This window comes from Halobaculum sp. D14, assembly GCF_051195135.1.
In the GTDB taxonomy this organism is placed as follows: Archaea; Halobacteriota; Halobacteria; order Halobacteriales; family Haloferacaceae; genus JBNTKA01.
The window spans coordinates 769,466-795,611 of the sequence record NZ_JBNTKA010000002.1 but is presented as its reverse complement, the minus strand read 5'-3'; the positions used below and the strand labels follow the sequence as shown (position 1 = coordinate 795,611).

At 69.8% G+C, this 26,146-nt stretch carries 33 protein-coding genes; 4 read left to right on the top strand and 29 right to left on the bottom strand.

Going from position 1 to position 26,146, the window contains the following annotated elements; all coding sequences use genetic code 11:
• Positions 1 to 19: 19 nt before the first annotated feature.
• Positions 20 to 553: a DUF5815 family protein gene (locus ACQUST_RS09900; protein WP_435127790.1), complete on the bottom strand. Its 534-nt coding sequence runs from the start codon at positions 551 to 553 to the stop codon at positions 20 to 22.
• Positions 554 to 625: 72 nt separating this feature from the next.
• Positions 626 to 1,045 (bottom strand): hypothetical protein, encoded by a 420-nt coding sequence (locus tag ACQUST_RS09895; RefSeq protein ID WP_435127788.1) that lies wholly within the window; start codon positions 1,043 to 1,045, stop codon positions 626 to 628.
• Positions 1,046 to 1,180: 135 nt separating this feature from the next.
• Here ACQUST_RS09895 and ACQUST_RS09890 point away from each other — a divergent pair, with 135 nt between their 5' ends.
• Positions 1,181 to 2,056 (top strand): ZIP family metal transporter, encoded by an 876-nt coding sequence (locus tag ACQUST_RS09890; protein ID WP_435127787.1) that lies wholly within the window; start codon positions 1,181 to 1,183, stop codon positions 2,054 to 2,056.
• Positions 2,057 to 2,090: 34 nt separating this feature from the next.
• On the opposite strand, the gene ACQUST_RS09885 is transcribed toward ACQUST_RS09890, so the two are convergent.
• The gene (locus ACQUST_RS09885) at positions 2,091 to 2,561 is read right to left on the bottom strand and encodes a hypothetical protein (protein WP_435127785.1); all 471 of its coding nucleotides are present in this window, start codon (positions 2,559 to 2,561) and stop codon (positions 2,091 to 2,093) included.
• Entirely contained in the window at positions 2,554 to 3,561 is a 1,008-nt protein-coding gene (locus ACQUST_RS09880) for a DUF7490 domain-containing protein (RefSeq protein WP_435127783.1), read from the bottom strand. The genes ACQUST_RS09885 and ACQUST_RS09880 overlap by 8 nt, the downstream gene beginning before the upstream one ends.
• 119 nt (positions 3,562 to 3,680) lie before the next feature.
• Between ACQUST_RS09880 and ACQUST_RS09875 the strand changes: the two genes are divergently transcribed.
• From ACQUST_RS09875 to ACQUST_RS09865, 3 genes are all read left to right on the top strand, one after another.
• The gene (locus tag ACQUST_RS09875) at positions 3,681 to 4,082 is read left to right on the top strand and encodes a universal stress protein (RefSeq protein ID WP_435127781.1); all 402 of its coding nucleotides are present in this window, start codon (positions 3,681 to 3,683) and stop codon (positions 4,080 to 4,082) included.
• 57 nt (positions 4,083 to 4,139) lie between these two features.
• The gene (locus ACQUST_RS09870) at positions 4,140 to 4,538 is read left to right on the top strand and encodes a universal stress protein (protein WP_435127780.1); all 399 of its coding nucleotides are present in this window, start codon (positions 4,140 to 4,142) and stop codon (positions 4,536 to 4,538) included.
• A 136-nt stretch (positions 4,539 to 4,674) separates the two neighbouring features.
• The gene (locus ACQUST_RS09865) at positions 4,675 to 5,382 is read left to right on the top strand and encodes a hypothetical protein (RefSeq protein ID WP_435127778.1); all 708 of its coding nucleotides are present in this window, start codon (positions 4,675 to 4,677) and stop codon (positions 5,380 to 5,382) included.
• Between the two features lie 101 nt (positions 5,383 to 5,483).
• Here ACQUST_RS09865 and ACQUST_RS09860 read toward each other — a convergent pair whose 3' ends face one another.
• The 25 genes from ACQUST_RS09860 to ACQUST_RS09740 form a co-directional block, all read right to left on the bottom strand.
• On the bottom strand, positions 5,484 to 6,740 hold the full coding sequence (locus tag ACQUST_RS09860; protein WP_435127776.1) for a TIGR00300 family protein: 1,257 nt from the start codon (positions 6,738 to 6,740) through the stop codon (positions 5,484 to 5,486).
• Positions 6,741 to 6,796: 56 nt separating this feature from the next.
• Positions 6,797 to 7,741 (bottom strand): alpha/beta hydrolase, encoded by a 945-nt coding sequence (locus tag ACQUST_RS09855; protein ID WP_435127774.1) that lies wholly within the window; start codon positions 7,739 to 7,741, stop codon positions 6,797 to 6,799.
• A 330-nt stretch (positions 7,742 to 8,071) separates the two neighbouring features.
• Complete coding sequence (locus ACQUST_RS09850; protein ID WP_435127772.1) at positions 8,072 to 10,264, bottom strand: prolyl oligopeptidase family serine peptidase; 2,193 nt, start codon at positions 10,262 to 10,264, stop codon at positions 8,072 to 8,074.
• Between the two features lie 59 nt (positions 10,265 to 10,323).
• A complete protein-coding gene (locus ACQUST_RS09845; protein ID WP_435127770.1) occupies positions 10,324 to 12,558 on the bottom strand; it encodes an amino acid permease in 2,235 nt (744 codons plus the stop codon).
• A gap of 46 nt (positions 12,559 to 12,604) precedes the next feature.
• Entirely contained in the window at positions 12,605 to 13,033 is a 429-nt protein-coding gene (locus ACQUST_RS09840) for a universal stress protein (protein WP_435127768.1), read from the bottom strand.
• 120 nt (positions 13,034 to 13,153) lie between these two features.
• Positions 13,154 to 15,472 (bottom strand): amino acid permease, encoded by a 2,319-nt coding sequence (locus ACQUST_RS09835; protein ID WP_435128170.1) that lies wholly within the window; start codon positions 15,470 to 15,472, stop codon positions 13,154 to 13,156.
• 168 nt (positions 15,473 to 15,640) lie between these two features.
• Positions 15,641 to 15,832 (bottom strand): hypothetical protein, encoded by a 192-nt coding sequence (locus ACQUST_RS09830; RefSeq protein WP_435127766.1) that lies wholly within the window; start codon positions 15,830 to 15,832, stop codon positions 15,641 to 15,643.
• 143 nt (positions 15,833 to 15,975) lie between these two features.
• Complete coding sequence (gene secY, locus ACQUST_RS09825; protein ID WP_435127764.1) at positions 15,976 to 17,469, bottom strand: preprotein translocase subunit SecY; 1,494 nt, start codon at positions 17,467 to 17,469, stop codon at positions 15,976 to 15,978.
• 200 nt (positions 17,470 to 17,669) lie between these two features.
• The gene (locus ACQUST_RS09820) at positions 17,670 to 18,164 is read right to left on the bottom strand and encodes an uL15m family ribosomal protein (protein ID WP_435127762.1); all 495 of its coding nucleotides are present in this window, start codon (positions 18,162 to 18,164) and stop codon (positions 17,670 to 17,672) included.
• A complete protein-coding gene (rpmD, locus tag ACQUST_RS09815; protein WP_435127760.1) occupies positions 18,164 to 18,622 on the bottom strand; it encodes a 50S ribosomal protein L30 in 459 nt (152 codons plus the stop codon). Before rpmD ends, ACQUST_RS09820 begins: the two co-directional genes overlap by 1 nt.
• Positions 18,622 to 19,272: a 30S ribosomal protein S5 gene (locus tag ACQUST_RS09810; RefSeq protein ID WP_435127758.1), complete on the bottom strand. Its 651-nt coding sequence runs from the start codon at positions 19,270 to 19,272 to the stop codon at positions 18,622 to 18,624. Before ACQUST_RS09810 ends, rpmD begins: the two co-directional genes overlap by 1 nt.
• Positions 19,273 to 19,830 (bottom strand): 50S ribosomal protein L18, encoded by a 558-nt coding sequence (locus ACQUST_RS09805; RefSeq protein WP_435127756.1) that lies wholly within the window; start codon positions 19,828 to 19,830, stop codon positions 19,273 to 19,275.
• A complete protein-coding gene (locus ACQUST_RS09800) occupies positions 19,830 to 20,294 on the bottom strand; it encodes a 50S ribosomal protein L19e (RefSeq protein ID WP_435127754.1) in 465 nt (154 codons plus the stop codon). The genes ACQUST_RS09805 and ACQUST_RS09800 overlap by 1 nt, the downstream gene beginning before the upstream one ends.
• Positions 20,287 to 21,003, bottom strand: a complete 717-nt coding sequence (locus tag ACQUST_RS09795) for a 50S ribosomal protein L32e (RefSeq protein ID WP_435127752.1) — start codon at positions 21,001 to 21,003, stop codon at positions 20,287 to 20,289. The genes ACQUST_RS09800 and ACQUST_RS09795 overlap by 8 nt, the downstream gene beginning before the upstream one ends.
• Positions 21,004 to 21,006: 3 nt before the next feature.
• Positions 21,007 to 21,543: a 50S ribosomal protein L6 gene (locus ACQUST_RS09790; RefSeq protein ID WP_435127750.1), complete on the bottom strand. Its 537-nt coding sequence runs from the start codon at positions 21,541 to 21,543 to the stop codon at positions 21,007 to 21,009.
• Between the two features lie 2 nt (positions 21,544 to 21,545).
• Complete coding sequence (locus tag ACQUST_RS09785; protein WP_435127748.1) at positions 21,546 to 21,938, bottom strand: 30S ribosomal protein S8; 393 nt, start codon at positions 21,936 to 21,938, stop codon at positions 21,546 to 21,548.
• A 2-nt stretch (positions 21,939 to 21,940) separates the two neighbouring features.
• Positions 21,941 to 22,132: a 30S ribosomal protein S14 gene (locus tag ACQUST_RS09780; protein ID WP_435127746.1), complete on the bottom strand. Its 192-nt coding sequence runs from the start codon at positions 22,130 to 22,132 to the stop codon at positions 21,941 to 21,943.
• Positions 22,129 to 22,653 (bottom strand): 50S ribosomal protein L5, encoded by a 525-nt coding sequence (locus tag ACQUST_RS09775; RefSeq protein WP_435127744.1) that lies wholly within the window; start codon positions 22,651 to 22,653, stop codon positions 22,129 to 22,131. The genes ACQUST_RS09780 and ACQUST_RS09775 overlap by 4 nt, the downstream gene beginning before the upstream one ends.
• A complete protein-coding gene (locus tag ACQUST_RS09770) occupies positions 22,650 to 23,354 on the bottom strand; it encodes a 30S ribosomal protein S4e (RefSeq protein WP_435127742.1) in 705 nt (234 codons plus the stop codon). The genes ACQUST_RS09775 and ACQUST_RS09770 overlap by 4 nt, the downstream gene beginning before the upstream one ends.
• A 1-nt stretch (position 23,355) precedes the next feature.
• Entirely contained in the window at positions 23,356 to 23,718 is a 363-nt protein-coding gene (gene rplX, locus ACQUST_RS09765) for a 50S ribosomal protein L24 (RefSeq protein ID WP_435127740.1), read from the bottom strand.
• Positions 23,715 to 24,113, bottom strand: a complete 399-nt coding sequence (locus ACQUST_RS09760; protein WP_023393877.1) for a 50S ribosomal protein L14 — start codon at positions 24,111 to 24,113, stop codon at positions 23,715 to 23,717. Before ACQUST_RS09760 ends, rplX begins: the two co-directional genes overlap by 4 nt.
• Complete coding sequence (locus ACQUST_RS09755) at positions 24,113 to 24,445, bottom strand: 30S ribosomal protein S17 (RefSeq protein ID WP_435127738.1); 333 nt, start codon at positions 24,443 to 24,445, stop codon at positions 24,113 to 24,115. Before ACQUST_RS09755 ends, ACQUST_RS09760 begins: the two co-directional genes overlap by 1 nt.
• Positions 24,430 to 24,930: a ribonuclease P protein component 1 gene (locus ACQUST_RS09750; protein WP_435127736.1), complete on the bottom strand. Its 501-nt coding sequence runs from the start codon at positions 24,928 to 24,930 to the stop codon at positions 24,430 to 24,432. Before ACQUST_RS09750 ends, ACQUST_RS09755 begins: the two co-directional genes overlap by 16 nt.
• Before the next feature lie 7 nt (positions 24,931 to 24,937).
• Positions 24,938 to 25,150, bottom strand: a complete 213-nt coding sequence (gene rpmC / locus ACQUST_RS09745) for a 50S ribosomal protein L29 (RefSeq protein WP_435127734.1) — start codon at positions 25,148 to 25,150, stop codon at positions 24,938 to 24,940.
• A 3-nt stretch (positions 25,151 to 25,153) separates the two neighbouring features.
• The gene (locus ACQUST_RS09740) at positions 25,154 to 26,146 is read right to left on the bottom strand and encodes a 30S ribosomal protein S3 (protein WP_435127732.1); all 993 of its coding nucleotides are present in this window, start codon (positions 26,144 to 26,146) and stop codon (positions 25,154 to 25,156) included.

Sequence of the window (26,146 nt, the reverse complement as noted above, 5' to 3'; positions counted from 1 at the left end):
ATCAGCGTCGAGCGACGGTTCAGACGTAGACGTCGTCGGCGTCGAGGTCGCGTTCGTCCCGGTACTGGTCGACGAACTCCGCGACGTCGAACTCCAGCATCTGCCGTTCGAACTCCGTCATGGCCGCCTCGTCGTCGCCGTGGCTGACGGCGTGCTCCATCAGTTCGACGACGAGTTCGACGATGATTTCGTGGAGGCGGCGGGAGTCGAACGCCGTAATCCACAGCATCGTGTAGCCGACGTCGTGGTCCTCGCTGACGTCCTCGGCGACGACCTGCTCGGGGAACTCTTCGAGCACGATACCCATGAGGTGCGGCGTGCCGAACTCGGGGAGCTCCTCGCTCGTGGTCTCGACGGCGTCGCGAAGCACGTCGACCAGGAATTCGGGGAGGAAGCGGTCCGGTGGATTCACGTCCGTCACGACCGCGTGCGCGTCGCCGCAGTCGCAGTCGAACTCCCGCATCCCCATGTCGACGTCGCGGACGCGAATCGTCTCGCCGCACGGCAACTCGACGGCTTCGCCCCCGCCGCCGGGGACGCGCGGCTCAGTCATACCAGCCGGTTCGCGCTCGGCTCGGTTAAAAAACGCGCTCCGCGGTCGGCGGCGCTGCCCGTGCCGGCGGCGCTACTCGTAGTCGTCGTAGCCGGTGTCGCTCTCCGGGTGGGCCGCGTCGGGGTCGCCCGGGACGTCGGCCGCAGGGCCCTCTTCGGCGACGCCGAGGTCGTCGCGGTCCGCCTCGGCCCCCGACGCGCCACGCGCTTCCGACTCGCCGTCCGCCTCCTCGTGTGCGTCCCGTTCCGCGTCCTCCTCGTCTTCGCCTCCGTCCTCGTCCCGCTCCTCGTCGGCTTCGGCCTCGTCGTCCTCGCGGTGTTCGCCCTCGCGGCCGTCGCCGTCTTCGCGTTCCACCTCGACTTCGACCTCGATTTCGACGCCGTCGACCTCCAGTTCCGCCTCCGCTTCGGTGACGTCACCGGCCTCGATTTCGAGTTCGTCGTCGTCGATTTCGACCTCTACCTCCACGTCGACGGTCACGTCCTCGGCCATGCCACGGGGTTTGTGCGCGCCGCCTTTCAGCGTTGTCGCCGCCGTCCCGCGCGGTCGACCCGCGGCCGGCAGCGGACTGCTGCGGACGGCCACCGAACCGGAGGCACTATTAACTCTTCAGTGTTGGTTAACAACATGGACGACGAAGCGGGTCACGCGGGCGGGGCGAACGCGGACGGCGGCGGGGCGAAGACGCGGCGCGAAACCGCGCTCGGCGGCGCGAGCGTCGCGCTGCTGGTCGCGACGTCGGCGGTGGCGTTCACGACCGGGCGCGCGACGCTGTTCGGCATCGCGTGGGTCGCGTTCCTCGGAATGACGGTCGCCGGCTGGTTCGGCGCGAAGACGCCGCAGGACCGGCCGCACCTGCTCGTCTGGGGGTACGGGCTGTCCGCCGGCGCGATGGTGACGAGCGCGGCCGTGTTCTTGCTGCCGCAGGCAATGCGGCAGAGCATGACGTTCGGCGGCTTCGGCGTCGCCACCGGGCTGCTCGTCGGCTTCGCGGCGCACACGCTCGGCCACCGGCTCGCGCACATGGACCTCCCGTTCGACCGGACGCTCGCTGAACTCACGGCGCACGCCGTCTCCGCGGGCGCCATCATCGGCATCATCTACGGCAACATGGAACTCGGCGCGCTGCTCGGACTGGCCATCGTCTCGCACAAAGGGCCGGCGGGCTACGCCGCCGTGCACCGCTACGTCGGCCGCGGCGGCGACTGGACCGCGATTCTGCTCCCGGCGGCCGGCGTCGGCGTCGCCGCCATCGCGTCGTCGTTCCTCGGCCTCCCCGCCTCCGACGCCGTCCGCGGCGTCGTCTTCGGGTTCGCGACCGGCGTGTTCGTCCACATCGCGATGGACTTCCTGCCGGAGTGCGAACTCGGCAGCGAGGTCCACGAGTCGCTCGAACACCACGACGACGCCCACCGGCTCCTCGACCGACTCCGCGTCCACGCCGTCGCCTCCACGGCGCTCGGCGGCGTCGCCGTCTTCGTCGGCTGGCTCCTCGTCGCCTGAACGGGACTCCGCGGCGTCGCCGCGGACGCCGGCGCTACCGGAGCCGCTTCACCTGCAGCGAGATGCCGGCGGCGGCCACGAACAGCAGCGCGAGGTTGAACGCCGCGTGGAACAGCGACCGGTACTCCGCGGCCACCCACTGATTGATGGTGGACGAGGCGGCGCCGTAAAACCGGAGGCCGGCGACGAGCGCGAGTAGCACCAGCGCCGACAGCAGCGCGTAGTTCAGGTACCGCCGGACGTTGCTCCGGGCGGTTCCGCCGCCACCGGCCGCGTCGGCATCGCCGTCGCGGTCGGTTACCTCGCGGTCTGTCTTCTCTCGGTCGGTCACCTCGCGGTCTGCCGCCTCGCGGCCGGCCGCCTCGGGCTCGGTGGGTGCTTCGGCTCCGGCCGAGCCGGCGGAGCCGGGTGACTCGCCGGCGACGTCCGGGTCGGGTTGGGCTGTCGAGTCGGCGGAGTCGGTCGGTTCTGTCGTCTCTTCGGGTTCGGTGGTGTCGTCAGTCATGGGTGGACCTCCGTGCGAGCAGGGCTGCGCCGAGCAGCGCGACGACCGCGACGGCGACGCCGAAGCCGGGCGTCTGCGTCGCGGCCGCGGTTCCGTGCGGCGTCCGGGTCGGCGCCGTACCGCCGCCGTCCTCGGCGAAGTCGCCGACGTTGAACTCGACGTCCTGCCGGGTCTCGTTCGCGGAGATGGTTCGCGTCGGGTCGAGGTTCGCGACCGACCGCGCGGTGTCGATGATGACGCCGTCTTTGTACAGCACGGCGTCGACGTAGTAGTTGTAGTCGGACGGCACCGTGACGGTCGCCGCCGCGTCGGCGGTGCGGCCCGGCCTGATGGCGCCGACGTCGACGGTGGTGCGGCCAGCGACGAGGTTGGACTCCGCCTGCCGCAGTATCAGTTCGACGCGGAGGTCGCCGCTTGGCTCGTCGCCGGTGTTCGTCAGCGACGCCGCGACCCGCAGCGTCGTCGAGTCGCCACTCACGGACTCGACGGACACCGCGAGCGACGGAATCGCGGCGCTCTCGGTGAACCTGACGTCCGTCCGTGCATACGCCGGGGTCAGCGCGCGCATCCCCGACACCTCGGTCCGGTGGCGGTCGACGCGCTCGCCGCCGCGGAACACCGTCGTCTCCAGGACGTAGCCGCCCTCGCGGGGCACGCGGAGCGACGCGTTCACCGGGACGCTGCCGTCGTCCGTGACGGTGCCGAGGTCGACAGTCTCCTCGGCGCGGAGCAGCCCGGATTCGGCGTCGTACGCCCGGAACCGGACGGTGACGTTCGGCGTCGGGTTGCCGCGGTGGTCGATTCTGGTCAGCAGTCGGAGTTCGGCCGTGGCGCCGCCGACATCGCCCGGCGTGACGGCGACCTCCGCCACCCGGACCGGGCCGGGCCGCGTCGGGCCATCGTCGGGAGGGGCGACTACGCCGGGGACGGCGAGCGCCGACAGCGCGGCCACCACGAGCACCGCGGCGGCCGCGCCGGCGAACAGCTGTTCACGGGGCATCGTTCCCGAATCGACGGGCGAGAGTAAACCCTTTGTGCCGCGACAGGTCGCGCGTACCCGGAACCGGGCAGCGCCGTCGCCGGGGACAGCGTTAGGTGCGCGGCGTCCGGGGAGGCGGTATGGCGGTCTACCTCGTCGCGACGAACTCGGCCGAGCGCAGCGAACTGCTCTGCGACTACCTGGCGCCGCGCGTCGACGACGCCGACCTGGTGCACGCCGTGAACTCGAAGCGCGGCGGCGACGACACGACCCAGGGCGACCTCCGGCGCGGCAAGGAGGCGCTCGCCGTCGTCGAAACCCGGCTGTCCCATAAGACGACCGTCGAGACCCACCAGCTCGTCCGCGGCAACGACCCCGCCGAGGACCTCCTCGGCTTCGCGGACCGCAACGGCGTCGACGAACTCGTCATCGGCGTCCGGAACCGGAGCGTCGCCGCGAAACTGGTGTTCGGCAGCGTCGCCGAGGACGTCCTGTTGAACGCGGACCGACCCGTCCGCGTCGTGCCGACTCCGGAAGCGTAGCGCCGCCGCCCGAAAATCGCCGATAGCGTTATGCGGCGGCCGGACGGCGCAGTAGCCATGTTGTTCGTGCTCGCGACGAACTCGGTTCACACCAGCGCGGTGCTGGCGACGTACCTCCAAGACCGACTCGACGACGGCGACGAGGTGCACGCCGTGAACTCCCAGCGCGGCGGCGACGCCACCGACGCCGACGAGATTCGCGCCGGCGAACAGGCGCTCGAAGCCGTCGAGGAACGTCTCGGCGACGACGTCGTCGTCGAGACCCACCAGCTCGTCCGCGGCAACGACCCCGCCGAGGACGTCTTGAACCACGCCGACGACGTCGACGCCGACGAACTCGTCATCGGGATTCGGAAGCGCAGCCGCACCGGGAAGATGCTGTTCGGCAGCGTCGCACAGGACGTCCTGCTCCAGTCGAACCGGCCGATGCGCGTCGTGCCGCGCGAGGAAGTGTAGCGGTCGGCAAGGTAGCAGTCAGCAAGGTAGCAGTCGGCAAGGTAGCAGTCGGCAGACGGCGCGTCTCCGTTTTTCACGTCCGAGCCTGCGAAATCGGACCCAAACCGATATGAGGTGCGGCTGATAAGGCCGCGGTGTGTCCCCCGATACGTCAGCTCTCCACTCCAGCGTCGCGGCCGCGGTCGCCGCGGTTCTGGAGGCGATGGTCGCCGTCGCGTCGCGCTCGAAGAAGGCTGCAGTCCGGCTCCGACGGTGGGTCAGCGCCGCCGCCGGAGCGCTGTGGACGCGGACGAGACGCGCCGCCGACGTGGCGCGGCGCGTGGTGTCCGGCCCCGTCCGTCGAACCGTGACGGGGCCGCTTCGGGTCGCCGTCGTCGGGCGGCGGACCGACGTCTCGCTGCTCGCCGCGCTGCTGTCGCCGGCGCTCGCGCTCGTCGTCGCGTGGTGGGTCGGCTCCTCCGTCGGCTACTCGGCGCTCGAAGCCGCGGTTCGCGGCACCTGGACCGGCACGGACCCGGCGGTCGGCGTCTTCGTGGCGGCCGGCGCGCTGCTCGCGCTCGGCGCGGCGAACGCCGGGGTCAACTCCGGGCTGCTGCCGACGACGCTGCTCGTCGCCGCGCCGGTGTTCGGCGCCGCGGCGACGCGGTACGGCACCCGCGTCGCCTACGAGACCGGGGCGGCGGTCGTCTCGCTGCCCGAAGCCGTCGCGGTCGCCGCCGCGGTCGCCGTCGCGGTCGGCGCCCCGCTCGGCGTCGCCGCGTTCTGCCTCGGCGCCGCGGTCCGCCGCGTCGTCCGCGTCGTCGGCCGCGGCCCCGGGTCGTCCTCGCGGCCCGACAAGGCCTGACCGGCGGGCCGCCGCTCCGCTCCTGTTTCTCGACGTGGTCGTGTGGTCCCGCAGGCAGGCCGCGCAGCGAAGTACAGACCGCGAAGCGGCTGGAGTCCGTGTTACTCCAGGAGTTCTTCGGCGAGCATCGGCACGAACGTCCCGACGTCGGTCACCATGCCGACGGCCTGCGCCGACCCGCGGTCGAGCAGCTGCGTCACCGTCGCGGGGTTGATGTCGACGCAGACGACGCGGGTGGTCGACGGGAGGCAGTTGCCGACGGCGACCGAGTGGAGCAGCGAGCAGAGCATCAACACGAGGTCTGCGTCGCGGGCCTGCTCGCGGATGGCGTTCTGGGCTTCGACGGCGTCCGTGATGGTGTCCGGCAGCGGGCCGTCGTCACGAATCGAGCCGGCGAGCACGAAGTCGCGGTCGTTCGCGACGCACTCGTACATCACGCCCTCCTCCACGAGCCCCTCCTCGACGGCCGCCTCGATGCCGCCGGCGCGGATGACCTCGCTGATGGTGTAGATGTGGTGTTTGTGGCCCTTCCGCGGGTGCTCCATCGTCTCGACGTCCATGCCGAGGCTGGTGCCGTAGGTGGCGCGCTCCATGTCGTGGACGGCGAAGCCGTTGCCGGCGGAGATGGCGTCGACGTAGCCGGTGCGGACGAGGTCGGCGAGCGCCTCGCCGGCGCCGGCGTGGATGACCGCCGGGCCGGCGACGGTCAGCACGCGGCCGCCCTCCGCTTTGGTTTCGGCGATGGCTTCGGCGATGTCGCGGATGAGCGACCGGGACGGCCGTTCGGCGGAGACGCCGCCGCGCATGAACCCGAACGGGCCGGAGCTGTCGCGGGGGCGCTCGGGCGGCCGGACGCGGATGCCGGCGTCGCCGGTGACGACGAGGTCGTCTTCCTCGATGGCGTTCAGCACCTTCGTCTCGGCCGAGACGGCGCCGGTGACGGTGACGTCGCCGTCGTCGCCGCGGACGACGCCGTCGACGACGACCGCACAGTCCATCTCGATGTTGTCGACGGGCACCCAGTCGCCGTCGACGCGGACCTCGGTCGGGTGGTTCGTCGTGGAGTAGAAGCCGTCCGGGACGACGCAGTCGGCGGGCGCCGGCGTCAGCGTCGCGTCCGTCGGCGACGCGAGCGTCGCACCGGACTGGTGGAGTTCGTGGAGAATCGGGTACAGCTCGGACTCGTCCGCCGCGATGACGCGCATCCGGCAGTACGACTGCTGGTCTTTGTGTTTCCCGACCTCGAACTCCTCGATTTCGAACTCGCCGCCGAGGTCCATGACGACGGTGAACGCCCGCTCCATCAACCCCGAGTCGATGATGTGCCCCTCCAGTTCGACGACGTCGCTGACGGTCATAGCGGACGGTCGGGAGCCCCGGAGGAAAAACTACCTACACGGGCGACCGCGGCGGCTCACAGCGTCGCGTCGAGGAACGCGAGCTGGTGGCGGACGATCGCCTCGAAGTCGTCGTGGAAGGCGTCGAAGTGGTTCATCGGCCGGCGCAGCACCGTCGGGTCGGCGAGCGCGTCGACGAACGCCTCGGTCGACTCGGCCGGGACGACGGCGTCGTCCGCGGCGGCGACGACGAACGCCGGGCAGCGCACCGCGTCGGCGTCGGCGACGGCACGGTAGCCGCGGAGCGCGGAGAGCCCGCGGGCCGGCGTGCGGTTCTGCCACGTGGACTCGCGCGGAATCAGCCGGACGTAGCCGTCCTTCGCGCCGGGCGCGTTCAGCACGGCGAACTCGTCGGGGTCGCCGTACACCTTCACGTGGTGCGGGCGGCCGACGAGGCCGCCGATTCGGTCGCGGAGCCCGGCCGCCGCCGCGCGGAGTCGACTCCGGAGTGAGTCGCCGCCGCCGAGCAGGCCGCCGTCCGGAATCGGGGTCTGTGCGACGACGGCGTCGACGTCGTACCGGTCGGCGGCGACGGAGACGGCGTAGCCGCCGGCGAGCGACGCGCCCCACAGCACCAGGTCGTCGCCGACGTCGTCGTGGCCGGCGGCGAAGTCGGCGGCAGCGGCGACGTCGTCACACTGCCGGTCAGGAATCACGGCCGGGGCGTCGCGGGCCGAGGCGGCGTCGCGACCGGAGGCGGACCGGCCGATGCCGCGGTAGTCGACGGTGAGCGCGGCGTAGCCGGCGGCGGCGAACCGCTCGGCGAACCGCGGTAGCCCGAAGGACGCCTCGGCGGCGAACGGCGGCGCCATGACGACGGCCGGCGGGTCGTCGGCGTCCGCGGGGAGGTACAGCGTGGCGGCGCACTCGGCGTCGCTGCCGTCGACGGGGACCGTGACGCGCCGCGTCGCGAACGCCTCGCGCGACGGCCGGTTCTCGCCGCGGCTCCGACTCACTGTCATAGCGACCCGTACCGGTGGCTCCGACTTACCGGTTCCGGGCGGAAGAACGGGCGGCGGAGGCGCGGCGGATGGGGGGATCGTCAGAGGCACACGGGTCCACCGCGCCCGTCGCCAGATTCCAGTGTTCGCTCACACTACTTAGTCGCTCGGTGAAACGCAGTTCACTTTGTGTCCGAGAGCCGAAAGGAAAAGTCGGCCGCGGGCTGAAACTCGGCGGCGACCGGCGAGCGTCGGCCGAGTCGCCGCGGCAGCGGCGGGGCGAATCGCGAGTCGAACCGAGGACGGCAGCGAAGGAAGACGAGGCGGAGTCGAGGCGGTTCCGGCGCGCCGCTACCCGTCGAGGTGCGCCGCCGGGACGCCGAGTTCGGCGCAGACGAACCCCCAGCGCTCGGCGTTCTCGCGGACCAGCATCGACGTTGGCTTGCCGACGCCGTGGCCGGCGTCGCCCTCGACGCGCAGCACCACCGGGTGCGGCCCGACGTTTCGCTCTTGGAGCAGCGCGGTCATCTTGCGGGCGTGGCTCGGGTGGACGCGGGTGTCGCCGAGCGCCGTCGTGAACATCGTCGCCGGGTAGGCGGCTTCCGGGGCGTTGTGGTACGGCGAGTAGTCACGGAGGTACGCGAACGCCTCCGGGTCCTCCGGGGAGCCGTACTCGGAGGTCCACGACGCGCCGAGCAGGAACCGGTGGAACCGCAGCATGTCCAACAGCGGGACGTGACACAGCGCCACCCGGAACAGGTCGGGGCGCTGCGTGAGGAGCGCGCCGACGAGCAGGCCGCCGTTCGACCCGCCGGTGACGCCGAGCCGGTCCGGGTCCGCCCAGCCGCGGTCGCCGAGCCCGGACGCGACCGCGACGGCGTCGTCGAAGACGCGCTGTTTGTCGCCGCGGCGGCCGGCGTCGTGCCACGCCTCGCCGTACTCGGTGCCGCCGCGGAGCGTCGCGAGGACGTAGACGCCGCCGGCGCGGAGGAACGGGAGCCGGAACCGGTCGAACGTCGGCGTCCGGTTCACGCGGAAGCCGCCGTAGCCGGTGAGCACCGCCGGGTTCGACCCGTCCGGCTCCACGTCGCCGCGCCGGACGACGAACGCCGGAACCTCGGTGCCGTCGGCCGACTCGAACCACTCCTGTGTCACCGCGACGTCGAAGTCGACGTCGGTGTCCTGCGCGCACAGCGTCTCCGTCGCGCCGGTGGCGACGTCGGCGCGGCGGACCGCCGGCGGCGACGCGAACGACTGCACCGAGAAGTACGCGGCCGGCGACGAATCCGCGTCGGCAGCGTCGCCGCCGCGGGCCTCGTCGGCGCCGTGGACGCCGTGGACGGTCGCGTGCGCCGGGACGTCGACGTCGCGTTCGCGGTCGCCGTCGCGGCCGAACACGACGAGTTCGGAGGCGGCGTCGCGGTGGTAGTGCGCGAGCAGCCGGTCGCCGACCGGTTCGACGCCGCGCAGCACCGCCTCGCGCTCCGGAATCAGCTCCGCGAAGTCGTCGGGGACGGACGGGGCGGCGTCCGCGCCGACGACGTCGTCCACCGGAGCGGAGAGGACCCGTGAGTACGGCGCGTCGAGGTCCGTCACCAGAAGCAGGTCGTCGCCGGCGAGCGTCGCGGAGAAGACGGCGTCGTGGCCCTCCAGCACCGGCGAGAGCGACGCCGCCGCCGGGTCGCCGCGATAGCCGTACAGGTCGGTGCGCTCCCAGCCGTCCATGCACTCGACGACCAGCGCGTCGCCGTCGGTTTCGAGCGTCGGCCACACCTGCTCGTCGAAGTCGGCGGCGACAACCGGGTCGTCCGCCGGGTCCGGGTCCGCGTCGACGCCGAGCCGGTGGTGGCGGAGCTCCTTGTCGAGCTGACCGCCGTCGGTGTCGTCTCCGTCAGTATCGTCGTCGCCACCATCGCCGTCGCTCCCTTCGCCGCCGTCCGCGCTGCCGGTGGCGACGTAGTAGAAGCCGTCTGCGGCCGCGGCGCCGTCGCTGACGGTCCACGCGAACCCGCCGGCGTTGGTCCGGCCGGTGCCGGCGAGCGTCTCCAGCGTCTCGCCGGTCGCGACGTCGACGACGTGGACGTCGTACTGCTCGTCGCCGCCCTCCGCGACGCCGTACGCGAGCCGTTCGCCGTCCGGGCCGGGGACGAACCAGTCGACCGAGGTGGTGCCGTCGCCGTCCCAGTCGTTCGGGTCGACGAGCGCGCGGCCCGACTCCGGGTCGCCGACGTCGGCGTCGTCCGGGAACACGTACAGCACCGGCTGTTCGTCGGCCGGACGCTTCACGGACTGGAACAGCCGGTCGCCGGCGGGCGTCACCGGGCCGTAGTCGGTGACGCGCGCGAGGTCGTCGAACCGCTCGGCGAGCGCGTCCCGCTGGTCGGTGTCGAGGACCGCGTCGGCGTAGTCGTCCTGAGCGTCGGTCCACTCGCGGACCTCGTCGGTCGACTCCTCCAGCCAGCGGTACGGGTCGGTGACGGACTCGCCGTGCAGCTCCTCCGTGACGGGGCGGCGCGGCGTCGCCGGCGGCTCCGGGTCGGTCATACAGGGAGGCGACGCCGCGGCGGCAAAAGCGGGCGGTCACCCGCCGCGGCTTGCCGGAGTCAGCGGCCGAACAGCCGTTCGCGGAGCGTCCGGTCGCCTGCGCGTTCGGCGAGCAGCACGGAGCAGTCGACGTCGTCGACGACGTCGAGCGCGAGCGCGCCGCTGAACAGCCGCGAGAGCAGGCCGCGTTCGGAGGCGCCGATGACGACGAGCGAGCAGTCGGCGGCGGCCGCTTCGATTGCGGCCTCGGGGTCGCCGCTCTCCACGAGCAGTTCGGCGTCGGAGAGGTCGTGTTCGGCCGCCCAGGTTTCGAGGAAGTCGCGGCCGGCGTCGACGTCGTCGGCGACGTGGAGCAGCCTGACGGTGGAGCCGTACGCCGCGCGGAAGTCGCGGGCGACGGCGGCGGAGAGGTCCGAATCCGGGCCGCCGGCCGTCGGCACCAGCACCGTCTCCGGGTCGAAGCCGCGGTCGCGCAGCACGAGGAAGTCGCAGGGCAGGTCCTCAGTGAGTTCGTCGGTGCGGCTCTCGACGCGGCCCGGGGCGCCGTGGCCCTCCGGCCCCCAGCCCATCACGACGAGGTCGGCGTCGTGGGTCGCGGCGGCGTCGAACACCTCCTCGAACGACTGGTGGGAGACGATGGTGTGCGTCTCGACGGGGACGCCGAACTCCTCGGCGTCGATGCGGGCCTCGTCGAGCAGGTCGTCGCTGAGTTCGTCGAACTCGTCGACGTGGTCGGCGGCGTACGACAGCGTCGTCTGGTCGGGCACCGAGACGATGTGGACGGCGTCGACGACGCCGCCGCGCTGCTTCGCGATGCTGGTCGCGAGCCGCATCAGGTCGGACTCGTGTGCCGGGTTCGCGAGCGGCACCATGACGCGGAACTCGCCGCCGTCAGGAGCGACGGCGTCGGCCGCGCCGACCGCGGCGTCCGGCATCGATTCGGAACGCTGGCGGACGTACGCCGAGAGCGCGCCCTCCGCGGCCGTCCGCGACCGGACGTAGCCGAAGTACCAGAGCACGGCGAACAGGACGAACGCGGCGCCGATGAGCACGACCGTCGGCTCGATGTAGCCGATGAGCGCGATGGACGCCACCACGCCGAGAATCGGGACGGCTGGGTACAGCGGAACCGTGTAGCTCGGGTCGTAGTCCGCGACGTCGGCTTCCCGCATCACGATGAGCGCGAGGTTGAGCAGCGCGTAAATCACGAGGTGGAGAACGGAGCCGAGCGTCGACAGCGTCTGGACGTCCGCGAGAACGATGAACGCGAGGATGAGCCCCCCGGTGACGGCGATGGAGCGGTACGGCGTCCCGAACCGCTTGTGAATCTCGTTCAGTTCGGGGGAGACGATTCGGTCCCGCCCCATGGCGAAGTTGATGCGCGAGGAGGCGAGGATGGACGCGTTCGCCGACGACGCCGTCGCGAGCAGGCCGCCGACGAGCATCGCGACGGCGCCAGCGGGACCGAGTACGAGCCGCGCCACCTCAACCACCGCGATTTCGCCGTCCGGGAGCCCCGCGATGAACCCCTGTTCGACGGCGGCGCTCATCACGAACAGCACCAGCGCGTAGATGACGGTCACGATGACGACGGAGCCGATGACGGCACGCGGAAGGTTCTTGCCGGGCGATTTGATCTCCTCCGCGACCGACGTAATCTGGACGAACCCGAGGTAGGAAACGAAGATGAGTCCGGTCGTGGACACCATCGGCCCGAATCCGGCGCTCGCCGGGAGGTTGGCCGGGTCGGATTGGAGGGCGCCGACGAACGTGAACACGGCGAGGATCGCGACGAGGACGACCACGATGACGTTCTGAATCTTCCCGGTCTCCTTCGCGCCCACGTAGTTCACGAGAACGAACGTCGCCGCCGCAGCGACCGCCACGGCCTTGACCCCGACCGGAATCGCGACCTCGACGACCGGGACGACGACGGAGCCGCCAGTGATGTTGGCGACGTACTCGCCGAAGCCGACCATGTAAAAGGCGGAGGCGAACGCGAGCCCCATCCAGTTCGCCCAGCCGGCGACCGACCCGAACAACGGGCCGAGCGCTCGGTTCACGTAGTAGTAGGCGCCGCCGGATTTCGGCATCGCCGTCCCGAGCTCCGAGGCGGAGAACGCGGTGAGAATCGCGATTGCGCCGCCCAGGACGAACGAGCCCACCGCGAACGACCCGGCCCGCGAAATCGCCATCCCGGGCAGGACGAAGATGCCGGCGCCGATCATGGTGCCGACGCCGATGGTGAGCGCGGCGAGCGGGCCGAGGTCCTTCGCGAGCTCCTCGTCGCTCACCGCCGCCACCTCCGCGCGACGGCGAGTCGCAGCGTCCCGACCGCGTTCATTCGCCACCTCCGGGGTTCGGGAGGCTGACGACCGGCCGGTCGGCGTCGGTGACGAGCCGGAGCGTCACGTCGCCGGTGAGCAGCCGGACGAGCCGGCCGCCGCCGCGCGGCGTGAACACGACCGCGGAGGCGTCGACGTCGCGGGCGACGTCGAGGATGCCGTCGACGACGTCGGTCGCGTACACGGTTTCGGTCTCCGTCGGGACGTCCGGGAGGCCCTGCCGGAACGCGTCGAATGCGTGTTCGGCCGCGGTTTCCCGCTGTTCGACGCCGGCCTTGTCGGGCGCGCCGCCCGCCTTCTCGACGACGTGGACGACGGTGACGTGGCCGACCGCGTCGGCGTGCGCTGACAGCGCCGCGGCGGTCGCGGTGGCGTCGTCCGACTCGGCGACCGGGACGACGACCGTGTCGAGCAGTGCTGTCATGGCTGTCCCTCCGCGCGTCGGAGCCGGTGGCGCCACGGTGCGTGCCGCGCCGCGGCGCTCGTCGCTAATCGATGCATACCGGCCGGTGGGGCTCCGCCGAATTAAGTACTCCCCACGCGGTCAGTCCCGGCGCCGGAACAGCCGCGCGAACAGGGAGGTGATGCCGCGGTGCCGCCTCGCCATGATGACCGTGCTGCGTGACCGCCGCGCGACCGCCTCCGGGAGCGCCCCGAAGACGATCTGCTGGAGGAACGGCTCGCGGCTCGCGCCGACGATCGTGAGGTCGTAGCCGTCGGTGCGGTCGACGATGGCCGCGGTCGCGTCGTCGGACTCGACGAGTTCCGTGTCGACGTCGACGCCGTCGAGCGCCGCGGCGGCGTCTTCGAGCACCGACCGGCCGTCGTCGCCGCCCGGTGCCTGGACGTGCAGCAGCGTCACGGACGCGTCGTTCATGCGGGCGATAGACGCCGCGACCTCGGCGGCGTACTCGGAGTGCGGCCCGCCGGCGGTCGGCACCAGCACCGACTCCATGGCGCCCTCGCTGACGCCGTCGCCGACGCGCTCGACGAGGACGTCACACGGCGCGTTCGTCACCACCTCGTCGACGTTGCTGCCGAGCACGTAGTCGCGGCGCCGCCCGCGGCCGCGCCAGCCGAGCAGCACCGCCGCGGAGTCCTCCTGTTCGACCGTGTTCAGGATGGCCGTCGAGACGTCGTGGCCGATGCGGATGGTGCCGCTCACCGGGACGTCCGGGTCGTGGTCCGCGGCGAAGTCGATTGCGTGTGCGACGACGGCGCGCTGGTCGTCGGTGAACTCCCGGCCCTCGCTGATCGGGGTCTGCTGCGGCACGGTGGCGACGCTCATCACGCGGACGGCGGCGTCGCGGTCGGCCGCGACGTCGAGTGCGGTCCGCATCAGCTGTTCGACGTTCTCCGGGTTCGCGACCGGGACGAGCAGCTCGGATTCGCGTTCGGACGGCGTCTCCTCGGTGGCGACCGTCGGCGTCTCCTCCTCCAGTTTCTCCGCCTCGCGGCGCGCGGAGTAGCCGTAGTAGACGCCGAGGCCGAGCAGCATCCAGACCGCGGTGGTGACGAGCGCGATGAAGCCGTGCGACTCCGGGCCGAGCCCGACCTTCAGCCCCAGCGCCTTCAGCAGGAACGGCGTGAGCAGAACCTGGAGGACGATGCCGATGAGCGGCGGCCACGGCATGTACGGGACCTCGAACGTCCGCGGCAGGTCCGGGTGCGTCTTCCGCATCTTGATGACGGTCCAGTTGACCTGGACGAACAGCAGGATGAACATGATGTCGGCTGCGGCGGCGACGGCCTCGATGGGGAGCGTCACCGCCATCGCGGCGATGATGACCGCCGACAGCGCGATGGACCAGTGCGGCGTCCGCTTCTCGTCGTGGATGGCGGCGAACACCGACGGCAGCACGCGGTCGCGCCCCATCGCGAACGACACCCGCGAGGAGGAGTAGACGGTCGCGTTCAGCGCCGACATCGTCGCGGTCAGCCCGGCGACCAACAGCAGCGGCACGCCGTACGGGACGAACTGGCCGGCCGCCTCGATGATGCCGATTTCGCCGAGGTTCCCGAGCAGCTCCCACGTCGGCGCGGTGGCGGGGACGCCGGCCTGCCGGGCGAGTTCGGCCGTCACTTCGATGCCGCCGATGGCGGCGAACGACACGAGGATGTAGATTGGGACGACGATGGCGAGCGAGTAGAACACGGCTTTCGGGACGTTCTCGCCCGGGTCGACGACCTCCTCGCCGGACTGGACGATGATCTCGTACCCCTCGAAGGCGATGTACGTGAACCCCATCGCGCCGATGATGCCGACGACGCCGTTCGGAGCGAACCGCGGCGAAGATAGGAACTTCGCCGGCCAGTTCGGGGTGTGGACCGTCGCGAGCACGCCGAACGCGACGAACACGCCCAGAATCACGACCTTGATGACCGTGACGACGACGCCCGCCTTCCCGGTCTCCTCGGCGCCGCGGTAGTTGATGTACGCGAACAGCGCGACCATCAGCGTCGCCAGCAGCTTCTCGACCATCGGCCGGGTGAGGACGCCCCACAGCACGAACTCGTTGGTGAGCCCGGTGCCGTAGATGGCGAACTTGGTGAGGAACACGCCGAACGTCACGGCGTACAGCGAGCACGCGACGGCGTGTGCGAACCACGACATCCAGCCGGCGAAGAATCCGTTCGGGTCGGCGAGCGCCTCCTTCACCCAGAGGTAGCCGCCGCCGGCCTCCGGGAACGCCGCGCCGAGTTCGGCGTACGAGACGGCGGTGAACACCGCGACGAAGCCGTTCAAAAGGAACGTGAGGATGAGCGCCGGCCCGGCGAGCCCCGCGGCGAACCCGGTGAGCGCGAACACGCCGGCGCCGATCATCGCGCCGACGCCGATGAACGTGATGTCGAACAGCCCCATGTCCCGCGAGAGCTCCGTTTCGACGGCGTCTCCACCGCCCGACGCCTCCTCCGGGGACGACGACGATTCAGGTGGCACAGTTCGCGTTCGGATACCGCAAGGAAAAGCGTTGGTGGCTCGGGAATCGGTAGCCGCTCCCGGTGGTGGCTGCGCAGTCCGTCGCGTCCGCTACCGGACGTCGTCGAGCGAAACCGCGGCGTCGACGTCGACGGTGACCCACGAGGTTTCGAGCGACTCGGGGTCGTACACCGTCACCGACCGGGGCTGGTCGCCGTCGTCGTAGAGGAATCGAAGCTCGAACTTCGGCAGGTCGGTCAGGGTGCTCCCGTCGAGTTCCGCGCGCCGGTCGGTCGTACTCATCGCGTGGAACGTGTCGGGTCGGACTGAAATAGCTGTCCGGCCACCTCTCAGTCGTGAGAACGCCCGTCTGACGAAGAGGACTGGACAGAAGAATTCGCGGTCGAGAAGCGGGGGGACGTCGCGGTTCGAGCGGCGGGCCGCCGTTACTCCGAGCCGAACATGGAGCGCATCATCGGATGCATCTCCATCAGCTGCTCTTCGGCGATCTCCTCGTACAGCTTGTACGTGATGGAGACCGTCAGCAGCAGCCCCGTCCCGGAGACGGCGCCGAGCGTCCCGAGCATGTTCGCGAGCACCGCGAGCAACCCGACGAGCGCGCCGCCGATGACGGTGACCTGCGGGATGTACCGCTCCATCACCTTCTCGATGACCTGCGGGTTCCGGCGGAAGCCCGGAATCTGCATCCCGGAGTTCTGAATCTGCTGGGCGGTCGACTCCGGCCCCATGCCGGTCGTCTCCACCCAGAACACCGCGAAGATGGCGGAGCCGCCGACCGTGACGAGCAGGTCGATGAGCACCCGAATCATGATGTCGAGCGGGTCGCCCGACGGAGCGTACGGCCCGGCGAAGAACATCCACTCGCTGGGCGACTGAATCGGGTTCAGGTAGTAGAACAGGCCGCCGGTGACCTGCGTGCCACCCGCCTGCGTCGTCTGGTAGACGCCGAGCCAGTCGGGCATCGTCGCCTCGCCGAGCTGCGAGTACAGGATCTGCCCGAGGAACTGGACGTTCGCCTGCAGCGCCCGGATGAGAATCATCGGCAGGACGGACGCGTAGATGAGCTTCACCGGGAAGCGGCCGCGGGCGCCCTTGACGCGCGCGTGGCTGAGCGGAATCTCGATGCGGACCGACTCCGCGTACACGACGATGCTGAAGATGAGAACCGTCGTGAAGATGGCGAGCAGGTTCCCGGGCGAGAACAGCAGGCCGCTGAGTCCGCCGAGTTCGACGCTGCCGGTGACGATTCCGTACCACGCCGGGAAGAACCCGGTGACGTTCCCGATCGCCTGCGTCGCGAACAGCCCGGCGACGAGCTGCTGGCTGATGCCGGCGACGATGAACAGCCCGATGCCGGAGCCGACGCCCCACTTCGAGATGACCTCGTCCATGAACAGCAGCAGCAGCGCGCCGACGAACATCTGCGCGAAGATGATGACCTTCACGCCGAACACGGCGTTCTGCGACCCGAACAGCGCCTGTGCGACCTGCGGGTCCGGCTGCAGGAAGTTCCCGGCGAACACCATCGGCAGCCCGGTCAGGAAGATCATCACGACCACCAGCAGCTTCTGGAGCCCCTGGTACAGGATCTGGTCGCGCGGGTCGTCGGTGTCGAGCCCGAGCAGGTTCGCGCCGCCGAGCAGCTGCAGGACGATGGACGCCGTGACGATGGGGCCGATACCGAGCTGCAGGATGGAGCCCTGCGAGCCGGCGAGAATGGAGCGGAACTGACCGTAGAAGTCACCGCTCGCCCCCTCTCCGGTGTACAGCCCGAAGAGCGTGATGTTCGTGAGGAAGAAGTACATGACGAGAACACCCGCCGTCCACGCGAGCTTCCGCTTGAACGGAACGTGCCCTTCCGGTCGGACGACCGTCGGCATCCGCGTGAGGACAGGTTCGGCGGACTCTTTCCAACCCATTTTGCGTCAAGGTGGACGGGCGGCATACGTAGGTGCTTCGATTAGGTTCCGCGCGAGCCGCCTGCGGCGGCGACGCTCGACGGCCGCGGACCGCCGACAGACCGACCGCCGAGGATGGCCCACCAGCCGACCTGCGAAGCCGGCGCTCCCCGGGCGGAAAACGAAAAGCGAAACGTCTCCGTGCGGCGCGTCGGCGCCGACTACTCGTCGTCGGACTCGTCGTCCGCGTCGGCGTCGGCCTCCTCGGCTTCCTCGGCGCGGTCGGAGAGTTCGACGGAGCCGCCGGCGTCCTCGATGAGTTCGCGGGCCTCGGCGGTGAACGCGTCGGCGACGACGTGGAGTTCGCCGCGGACCTGTCCGTTGCCGAGGACCTTCACGACGTCCGCCTCGTAGCCGTCCTCGGCGACGTCGCGGGCGTCGATGTGGTAGGCGTCGCCGTCCTGCTCTGCGACCCCGTCGGCCGCGAGCAGCGCAGCGTCCTCGTCGAGTTTCTGCACCGTCACTTCCGCGACGGCGTCCTGTGCGTCCTCCGGGCGCTTGAAGCCGTGTTTGCCGAGCGGGCCGTAGAGGTTCCGCTCGTGCTTCTTCCGGCCCGCTGCGCCCCGGCCGCCCCGGTGACCGGCGCCGCGCCGGTTCTTGTGGGAGCCGCCGCCGTGGGTACGGGAGCCGCGTTGGCGTCGCTTCTTACTGGTCATTATCGCATCGCCTCCAGCAGCGCGTCGATGTCTTCGTGGCGGCCGAGTTCGCCGCCATTCTTCTCTGCGTGCTTGATGCCGCGGTGACCGCCGCGCGGGGCGTGCAGCCGCAGCACCGGCGCGAGCCCCTGCTCGCGCAGCGTCGTCTCCTCGTCGACCAGCGCGGCCGCGAGCGACTCGACGTCGTCGTAGTCGGTGTGCTCGGCGACCCACTCGTCGTCGACGTCCGCGTCGCCTTCGAGCGGCTCGCCGCGCGTCTCCAGCAGCAGCGTCACCGTCTCGACGGACGGCTCACCGAACGCGACGTAGTCGTTGACCTTCGCGATCATGCCGCGGTAGGTGTCCTCGTCCGGAACCAGCGTGCAGTGGTTGACGGCGTGAAGATTCAGCATCTTCAGCGTGTCGTGCTGCGTGCCGGCCATGTCGACCTCGCCGCGGAGCTGAACGACCGCCTTCATCACTGCCCACCTCGGGCTTCCTGCTGGACGCGCTGAGCCCGGTCAGGGGTGCGCGCCTGCGACGCGTTCCGCAGCGCGTTGTACGTCGCCTTCGCGAGGTTGACCGTGGTCCGCGTGTTCCCGTTCGAGGACGTCCAAGCGTCCTGGACGCCCGCGAGTTCGAGGATGTTGCGGACGGTTTCGGCGGCGGCGAGCCCGAGGCCCTGCGGGGCGGGACGGATCTCGACTTCGACGGAGCCCGCCTTTCCGTTGGCGGTCCGCGTCAGCGAGTTCAGTCCGCCCGGCGAGTCCTCCCAGCTGCCGGAGCCGCGGTCGACCTTGATCATGTTCAGCTTCGCGACCTCGATGGCCTTCTGGATGGCGCCGCCGACCTGGTCGTCGCGTCCCTCGGCGTAGCCGAGGTAGCCGTCGCGGTTGCCGATGGCGACCACGCAGCGGAACTTGACGCGGCGACCGGAGTCGGTCATGCGCTGAACCATGTTGATGTCCAGCACTTCGTCTTCCAGCCCCGGCAGGAGCTGGTCGACCAGTTCGGGCTCCTTCAGCGGGAGCCCGGAGGCGAGCGCCTGGTCCATCGAGGTGATGTCGCCTTCCTGTACTTTTCGGCCGAGCCGCGTCTGCGGCGTCCAGCCGTCGTTGTTTCGGCTCATTTACTCGAATTCCTCCGTAAGGGTCTCCCGAAGCTCGTCGAAGTGTTCGGGCAGTTCTGTGGCGTCGAAGTCCCCGGAGTAGAGCGGCTCGTCGAGCTGCTCGGCGTACTCGGCGATGTGTTCGCCGCGGTTACGCGGCCAGTCGGCGAGTACGTCCTCGTTGTGGGGGATTTCGAGCCCTGCGTCGATAGCGCCTTCCTGCACGGCGAACGCCCGGTTGCCGGGCGTCGCGGTGTGCAGGCCGATGTCGAGTACCGCTTCGTCGAGGCCGGCGTCGACCGCTCGGAGCCCGGCGAGGTAGCCCGTGAGGTACGCGCTGGGGATGTTGCCCGTGGGGGCGTCCCAGCCGTACTCCGCGAGGTCCTCGCTGGACGCGGCTGCGAGCGTGTTGTCGCCGTCCGGACCGGTCGTGACCAGCTGCGCCCTGACGTGCCTGTTCGAGGTCCGCGCGACCAGGCGCGGTTTCCCGGATTTCAGCAGGCGCAACCTCTGGTGGTAGTCGGTCCGAACCTCTCGGCGGCGCCGCATCGGCACCTTGTATCGTGGTCCGGTTGCCATTATTCGTCGTCCTCCAGTGTTACGTCGTAGTTGTTCACGATGTACGATTCGAGACGGCGCACGTCCTCGAACTCCCCGCCGGACGCCTTGTCGTACAGCTCGCGGTACTGCGAGCGGGACAGGGGGCCGTCGTCGCGGAGCTCCTTGAGTCGTGCGCGCTGGGCGCGGATCCGGCTGATCCACGCGTCCTTCTTGCTCTGCCGGCCGCCGGCCTTCCCTTTGCGGGTGCCGGCGCCCTTGCGGTGGCCGTAGGCGCGTTTCTCGTCGCGCTCTCGGGCGCGGCCGCGGGAGTTCCCTTTCTTGTCCTCCGCGCGGATGTTGCCCTGTTCGATCTGGTCGCGGATGTCCTCGCGGGTGATCGCGTCCGCGAGCTCCGACTGTGCCTCGGGGTTGAGCCAGACGCGGCTCTTCCCGACGTCGAGTTCGTCGGCGGCGAGACGCCGCTGTGCGCTCAGGTCACTCATCGTCCACCTCCACTTCCTCGTAGGTCGGGTTGAGGACGCGGATTTCGCGGTCCGCGCAGACGTCCTCGATGCGTTCGCGTTTGCGAGCGCCGACCTTCGAGGCGATGCGGACCGCCTCGGTGTCGGCGTCGACGCCTTCGAGGTCGTCCGTGTTGTGCACGCGGACCTCCTCGAAGCCACTCGGGTGCAGGCCGCGGGCCGCTTCCGGCGACCGGAAGCCGGCTTCGACTTTCGGGCCCTTCCCTTTCACGCCGCGGCGCTGTTTCGACAGGCCGCCGCGCGGGCGGCGCCACGAGGTCGGCGTCCGCTTCTTCTTGTGGTAGTCCTGCCGGTTGAACTGCGGTTTGCCCTCGCGGTGCTTCTGGGCGAGCGCGCGCGCAGTGTCGTCGTCGAGCGAAGGGGTCTTGTCGGCGTGGCCGCGCGGGCGCAGCTCCGTCTCGACCTCCTCGGCTTCTTCGGCCTCCTCGGCCGCCGGCTCCTCCTCTTCGATTTCGGCATCGGTCTCCGTTTCGACCTCGAGTCCGCCCACGTCCGCTTTGATGCGGGCCGCGAGTGCGTTCCCGACGCCTTCGACCTCCGCCAGTTCCGACTGGGAGGCGGCCTGTACGTCCTCGACGGTCTCGTAGCCGGCGTCGCGGAGCGCGTCCGCTTTCGAAGCGCCGACCCCCGAGATCTCTTCGAGTTCCTGGATGTCGTCGTCGTCAGCCATCTATCAGGCACCTCCGGTGGGCTTCTGCGTGATGTACACGCCGTCTTGGAAGACGCGCGTGTCCTTGTCCGTCACGCGAGTGAGCTGTTCGATGTTCGCGGCGGTCTGCCCGACGTCCTCCTTCGAGGGGCCGGTCAGCGTGATTTCTTCGCCGTCGATCTGTACGTCCGTGTCGCCGCGGATCGCCGCGCGGCGCGGGGCCTTCTCCCCGAGGAAGTTCGTGATGACGACGTCGTCGCCGTCGACGGAGACGTCCATCGGGAAGTGAGCGTAGAACACTTCGAGCTGGTACTCCCAGCCCTCCGTGGTCCCGTGAACCATGTTGGTCACGTGGCTCGCGAAGGTTCCGACGGTCGCGTTCGTCTTGCGGTCGGCGTCGTCCGGGTACGTCAGCACGACGGCGTCGTCCTCGGCGGCGACGTCGACGTCCGGGTACCACAGTCGGCGCGTCACGGAGCCGTTCGGCCCCTCGACGGTGAGGTCGAGGTGGTCGACGTCCGCCGAGACGTCCTCGGGTAGTTCGATTTCTCTTCGTGCCATGATCAGTAGACGTATGCGATGACCTGGCCACCGATTCCCTGTTCGCGGGCCTCGTAGTGGCTCATGACGCCGTGACTCGTCGTCACGATGAGTGCGCCGTAGTCGCGGGCCGGGAGGTACCGCTTCTCCCAGCGTTCGTAGCCGTCCGCGCCGACGGAGTAGCGCGGCTTCACCGCGCCGCACTCGTTGATAGCGCCTTTCAGTTCGACCTCGAACCGGCCGGCTTTCCCGTCCTCGACGTATTCGAAGCCGTCGACGTAGCCGCTGTCGTACAGCACTTCGAGGATGGAACCGACGATGTTCGAGGCGGGCTGGACCGTGTACTCCAGATGACCGACGCTCTCGGCGTTGTCGATGCCTGCGAGCGCGTCGGAGAGTGGATCGTTACCTGCCATTGTTATCGGTACTTGCGGAAGCCCATGTCGCGGGCGACCTCGCGGAAGCACTGCCGGCAGAGATTGATGTCGTACTTGCCGACGAGCCCCTGCTTGCGCTCGCAGCGACGACACTCGTTCCGCTGGCCGGTGCGCTTCTCGGCGTGTTCGCCCGTCTGTTCGGCGCCGCTCGTTTCGGATTCTGCTTCGCTCATTCGTCGCTCACCTCGACCTCGAACTCGCGTTCGAGGAACGTGACGGCGTCCTCGACTGACATCCGGTGGCTGCTCGGAATCGACCGCGTCACTTCGTTCCGCTGGGAGACGCGGTAGCCGGGGCGCGTCAGCGCCACGGTGACGTCGAGCCCGTAGATACCGATCTGCGGGTCGTACTCCTGGCTCGGGAACTCGGTGTGCTCGTCGACGCCGAAGCTGAAGTTGCCGGTGTCGTCGAACTGCCCGGCGGAGAGGTCGACGAACTCGAGAGCGGTCTCGAGGAACTCGTCGGCGTCGTCGCCGCGCAGCGTCACCTTCGCCCCGATGGGATCGCCGGGCCGGATGTCGAACTCGCCGATGGCGTTCTTCGCCGTCGTGCGGACCGACTCCTGACCGGTGATCTCTTCGAGGATTTCCTCGCCGTTGGCGAGTTCGCGGCCACCCTGGCCGACGCCCATGTGGACGACGACCTTCTCGATGCGCGGTTCGCGCATCTCGTGGAGGTCTGCGGCCTCGCTCATTCGTCGTCACCTCCGTCGACGAAGTTCTCGTCGATGACGACGACGTACGCTTCGACCGTCTCGAAGCCGCCGTCGTCCTGGCTGACCGTGACGCCGTTCGCCCCGGAGCCCTGCGTCACCGCGATCTCCTCGACGGTGCCGATCTGGCCGGCGTGTTCGCCGTCGATGGCGGTGACGAGCGCGCCTTCCTCGTACGGGAAGTGCGCGACGACCTCCTTCGTCTCGTTGTCGACGACGAGCGAGTCCTTGCCGTCGTAGTCGGACTCGTCGGCCAGCAGCGTGGTGCCGTCGTGCAGCGTGTACTGGAACTGCCCGCCGGCGACCTGCCGCTTTTCGACGACCTTCCCGAGTCGGGACGCCGCTGCGTCCTCGTCGATGGGGGTCAGCGAGAGCCGACCGCCTTCGCTCGGGAAGACGCGGTAGTACTCTTCGCGCTCCGTGAACGCCAGGATGTCGAACATCCCGACCGGGCGGGCCTCGTCGGACACCGCCTTGCCGTTCACGAGCACAGAGCCGTGGTCGAGCGCGTAGCGCGCCTCCTTCCGGGTGTCGACGTACCCCAGCACGTCCCGAAGGACGATGAGCAGGGGGACGCCGGACTCGCCGTGCGGGCCCGCGCCCGCCGCCACGGTGAACGTCTCCTCTTTCCGTTCGACCGGCCACGAGTTCGGGGCCGACAGTCGCTTCTGGTGGTTACTCATGTTATGCAGCCTCCTCGTCGGACTCGAGACGCTCCTCGCGGCGGTCGTCCTCGAGGTCGAGCTCCGTGACGCGGACGTTCGACGTGTCGAGCGGCCGCGGCGTCTCCTCGCCGTCGGCCTTCTCGACCGTGACGTCCTCGACGTGAATCACGGCGTCGCGGAGGTCGACTTCGAGCACTTCGCCTTCCACGCCGGCGAAGTCGCCGCGCATGACCTCGACGGTGTCGCCCGCGTTGACGCGGACGTTCCGCTGGCCGTACTCCTCACGGAGCTCCTCCGTGAGGGTTGCGCGGACGAGCTTCTGCCGCTCGTGGAGCGGCGCGTCTCGCGTCCGGTTTCGCTGTTTGTGCGGTTGCTTGCTCATACGATCTGCGTCGCGGTGGATGCGATGCTCCCGAAGCGTTCGGCGACTTCGCGCGCGATGGGACCCTTGATTTCGGTCCCGCGCGGCTCGCCGACGTCGTCGATGACGACGGCGGCGTTGTCCGCGAACTTGACGCGCGTGCCGCTGGGGCGACGGATGGGTTTGCGCTGCCGGACGACGACGGCCTCGAGGACCTGTCGACGCATCTCCGGCGTCCCTTTCGTGACCGAGACGGTCACTTTGTCGCCCACGCCTGCTTTGGGGTGACGGTTCTTCGTGCCCGAGTAGCCCGAAACCGAGATGACTTTGAGTTCACGCGCGCCGGTGTTGTCGGCGCACGTGATCAGCGAGCCTTTCTCGAGGCCCTGCGTGACGTCGGCTTTCAGCGCCTCCATCAGGCATCACCTTCGGTTTCGAGCGTCTCGACGACCACGTGTGACTTGGTCTTCGAGAGCGGTCGGGTCTCCGCGATCCGCACTTCGTCGCCTTCCTCGACGTCGAGGCAGGGCGAGCAGTGGGCGGAGACGCGGCTCCGTCGCTTCATGTAGCGGTCGTACTTCGGTACGAAGACGTCGTACTCCCGCTCGACGACGACGGTCTTGTCCATTCGTGTGGAGGCGACGGTTCCTTCGAGCGTCTGGCCGCGCACGGACAGCGATCCGTGGAACGGGCAGTTCTCGTCGGAGCAGGTCTCCTCCGGTGTAGTTACGTTCAGTCCGATTGCCATATCGAATCACCCGCACGTTCTGTGCGTAAGGCGGGTCGTGAGAGCAGTCTGGCCCCATCCACCGTAACGTAGACCACACCCTCGCAACCGCCCGACTGACCGGCTGTGACCCCGGCAGTATCGTCCTGTCCTCGCTCGGCGGCCAGTGTGCCGTGCGCGGACGACGGAAGTTCGGATGTGGACCCCGAGGGCTTGCGCGCCTCGGCGGCTTCATTTGTGGGCCCGTGCGCCGCTGCGCCAGCAGCGACGCCGGTGACGGAATCCTCGGTCGAGGGGAGCGCGAACTCGAACGTCGCGCCCCGCTTCGGCACCTGCTTGTCCCCCGCGTCGCCGTCGGGCGACGAGTCGCGGACCGTGAGTGTCCGCTGGCTCTCGGACACGACGCGGCCGGCGATGCCGACGGAGGCGTCGCTGGCGGCGGCGGCCACCCGTACCGGGAGGCCGCAGAGTTCGTGTCGCGTGAGCGTTTCGGGGGTCAGTGCCATCGTCGTGTTACTCCTCGTCGAGGTCGCCTTCTTCGCGCTGCACCGTCTTGATGCGCGCGATCGTCTTCTTCAGTTCGCCGACGCGACCGGGGTTGTCCGGCGCGCCGCCCGCGGCCTGCACGGCCTTCGCGTTGAGCAGTTCGGTTTCGAGCTCCTCGAGTTCGGCCTGGCGTTCGGCGGGCGTCATGTCGCGGATTTCTTGGACGTGAAGGATCGCCATGGGTTACTCCTCCGTCTCCTCTTCGGCGGTTTCTTCTTCGGCCTCCGACTCCTCGGCGGACTCGGACTCCTCCTCCATCTCCGAGACGAGTTCGGCGGCTTCCTCCTCGACGGCCTCGTCGAGTTCCTCCTCCTCGGCGACCTCGACGGCCTCCTCGGAGGCGGTGCCGACGTCCTCCTCTTCGGGGGAGCCTTCGGCGGTTTCGCGCGAGGAGTCCGTGTGCTGGGCCTCCTCGACGACCTCCTCGACGATCTCCTCGTCGATGGCTTCCTCCGGCGACTCCTCCGGGACCTCGGGCTCCTCGTGCTGAGGCGCCTCGGGGACCTCCCCCTCTTCGACGTCAGCGAGCAGCTCTTCGACGCCCTCCTCTTCGGCCGACTGCTCGACCTCGGGGGCCTCGACGTCCTCCTCGATTTCGAAGTCGTCGGGGAGCGTCGCACCCGGCGGGATGATCTTCACCGTCACGCCGATGGTGCCGAGCTTCATGACGGCGACGCCCTGGCCTTCGTCGACGACGTCTTCGGCGGGTTCGCCGTTGTGCTTGATGTAGCCGCGGTTGAACTTCTCGACGCGCGAGCGCGCGCCGGTGACCTTTCCGCTCAGGACGATTTCGGCGCCGAGCGCGCCGGCGTCCATGATGCGGTCGATGGTCGTGTGGCCGGCCTTCCGGAAGTACCAGCCGCGTTCGAGCGCGTTCGCGAGACGGTCCGCGACGATCTTGGCGTTCAGGTCGGGTTCGTCGACCTCCTGAACGTCGATCTGCGGGTCGTCCATGTCGAACCGCTCTTCGAGTTCGGTGGTGACCTTGCGGATGTTCTTCCCGCCCTTGCCGATGACCATCCCGGGCTTTTCGGCCTTCAGGACGATCTGGGTCCCCATCGGCGTCTTGGCGACGTCCATGCCGCCGTAGCCGGCGCGGCCGAGTTCCTCTTCGAAGAACTCGTTGATCTGGCTCCGCTGGAGCCCGTCTTCGATGAACTGGTGTTCGTCCGCCAT